Origin of the sequence: Deinococcus arboris (assembly GCF_009755355.1) — a bacterium.
Taxonomy (GTDB): Bacteria; Deinococcota; Deinococci; order Deinococcales; family Deinococcaceae; genus Deinococcus; species Deinococcus betulae.
In genome coordinates, this window is sequence record NZ_WQLB01000075.1 from 1 (window position 1) to 2,820 (window position 2,820).

At 63.4% G+C, this 2,820-nt stretch carries 2 protein-coding genes; both read left to right on the plus strand.

The window, feature by feature from the left end:
* Positions 1 to 2,249: coiled-coil domain-containing protein (locus tag GO986_RS22730; protein ID WP_198170943.1), on the plus strand; the 2,249-nt coding region annotated here is incomplete at its 5' end.
* An 80-nt stretch (positions 2,250 to 2,329) separates the two neighbouring features.
* Positions 2,330 to 2,820, plus strand: a 491-nt coding sequence (locus tag GO986_RS22365) for a hypothetical protein (RefSeq protein ID WP_198170945.1), incomplete at its 3' end; no start/stop codon positions are given.

Below are 2,820 nucleotides of genomic sequence, written 5' to 3' on the forward strand. Positions count from 1 at the left end.
TAGAAGCACAGCAAACTGAAGACGCCAAGACCACGGTGCCGATGCTGACCGGCATGCTGGCCGAACTGGTGGGCCAGGACCTGGACCCCCGGCAGTCCGGGTATGTGCAACTGCTCGAAGAAATCGCCCGCACAGGTGGGCAAGCGGGCGCGGCTGCTAAATACGTACTGGAGAACCTCGACGCCCTGGAAGCCGATCTGGGCGGCCAGTCGCCGGCGGCCGTCCAGTACCGGGGCAAGCGCGCCCTGGAACAGGCACGCCAGAACCTGAACCCAGAGCTGCCCTCAGACGGCAGCGTCACGCTGGAGCAGAGCCAGGCAGGCGTGGCTACCGCGAACCTTCTGGACCGGGTGTTCAATCAGCCGCAGACCATTGGCGGCAAGTTGACGGCGGCGCTGCTAGCCACGGTCAGCGACGCCTTCACAGACCTGGGGACCGAAGGGCGGGAGGCCTTCTGGGCCCGCTTTGAAGAGCTGGCCACTGACCCCGAGGTGGGCGACATGGGGGCCAACCTGGCGCGCTTCCTGCTGGGTCGCCTGACCGACGCGCCGGAGTTCGACACCCTGCGGGCCAAGCTGGTGGCCCGCCTGGATCTGGAAAGCCAGGGCCATGCCGATCAGGCCAGGTCTGCGATTGAAGCCGCCGATGGTCTGGCTGAGAAAGACGTAGACAGTGCCCTGGACACGCTCAACGGCACCCTGACCGACCTCTGGGCCGCGGCTGATCGGGGCGAGGACGCTGCTGAGGGCATCAACCTGGTCACCGAAGCGATCAATCGGCTGACGGCCGCGCGCGAAGCCGGAGAGCAGGCCGGGCTGGATGACCTGCTGACCGGCGGCAACACGCGGTTTGGCGCGGATGCGGTGAAGGCCGCTGACGACCTGGCCGGCCAGGGCCAGTACTCGGAAGCGCTGGACGTCCTCGAAGGCACGCTGACTGACCTCTATGCGGCGGCCGAGAACGGGGAAGATGCCGCTGAAGCCATTAACGCGGTCACCGACGCCATTAACCGTTTGACCCAGGCACGGGACGCGGCGAATGCGAAAACGGCGGCCGACAACGCTGTCATCACTGCCGATGTGCTGAGCAAGTTGGCCCAAAGCCAGCGGGACCTGAACGAGGCGATGGGGCAATCGGGTGACCCCTACGCCGCCCAGCTGCAGGGCCTGGAAGCGCTGAAGGCCACGGCGCCCGAGCTGGCCGGGGAGATCGACGCGCTGATCGTGAAGTGGAAGAAGCTGCAGGGCGAGACCGTCCAGAAGAAGGGCTTGAGCGAGTGGGCCGACATGGCCGGCCAGATCGGGGCGGGCCTGAGCACCATCGGGAACAGCCTGGGCGGCGACGTGGGGGCGAACATTGCGGGGCTGGGCAAGGCGCTGCAGTTGGGCGCGGATGTGGCCAAGGATCTGATCAGTGGCAACTACATCGGGGCGGCCATCAAGGTGGTGACGGGGCTGGTGGACGCCATTGCTGGATTCCAGAAGGCTTACCAGCAAGCGGACAAGATGCGCGAGGATTTCAACAAGCGCTTCACCCTGATCAGGGGTGACGATTACGCCAAGACGTTCGTGCGCAGCCGGGGCTGGCTGGCCGATACCTTCGGCGGCGGACCAGAGGTGAAGCAAGAATTAGACGAGTTCGGCCTGAAGATCGCGCAGGCGATTGAGAGCGGTGTGCTGGGCGGCATCAAGAACGGCATGAAGCAGGCGCTCATGACCGGGGACTGGAGCAACTTCAGCAACACCTTCCGCGAGTCCGCCTACAGCGGCGTGGTGGACGGGTTGATTGAAGCCATCTTCAACGACGCCCTGAAAGAAATCCTGGCGCCGGGCATCAAGGCCCTCACCGACGCGGCAAAGACCGACAGCACCGCAGACGATGACGCCGCCATCTCGGAATTTGAGAGAGGATTAGGGCGGGCCGAACAGTTCATCACGGGTGCTGGCCAGCGGCTTCAGCCCGGCTTGGACCGGCTGCGCGACAACCTGGGGGTGAAGGTGGACCCCAGCATGACCCGGGGTGTGGACACCACTGGCCTGAGCACCCTGCCCGAACCCATTCAGTTCGCGCTGGCCACCCCGCTGCTTGAGGGGGTGTGGGGCCTTCGGGAAGCAGCAGAGGCTCAGCGCCAGGCGGCAGCCATCCAGAAAGAGGCCGCTGAACTGGTGCGGGACACGTTCAAAGGAGGGATTCGCGTCACCACAGAAAGCACCGGGGGCTATCGGAGCACCACTGGCACGCTCGTCTGAAGTGGACTTTTCCTCATTCCAGGACACCCTCCTGACAGTTGCGCTGGTATAACCAACTGGAGTCGCGATGAGACGCCACTATGACTGAAGGAATCGCCGGCTTTGCCTATGGTGTCATTGTTTTTTCTCTTCTGACGCTGCTGCTGTTTTACTGGATCGTCCTGACAGCGCGAAGCGAGCGGGGCTCATGCTTGGCCTGGGCACTGTTTATCCCCCTGTGCCCCCTCTTCTTGGTCCTCAGCAATCTGGTGGCCAGTCAGTTCTTTCAGTTCATTCCGAGTCTTCATGACGAGGTCGCTGAGATCACTTGGTCTCTCGGCTTCAGGGATGCGAGCATTTCTTCAAGTGAGGCAGAAGGCCTGTTCCTCAATGAAGGAAATCTTGGCCTCGTACTTGGGGCAATCCCAGGTGTGTTGATCGCCTACTGGGGAGTGATCCAACCCCTCACGGTTCGGAAATGGAATCAGAAGGCGCGCGCTCAAGAGGCAGCGGCCCAACCATCACGCGCGGCAAGCTTCAGATCGATCCAGGCCAGCTTTGAGCGGGAACTCACAGCACAGGACAGGCACGA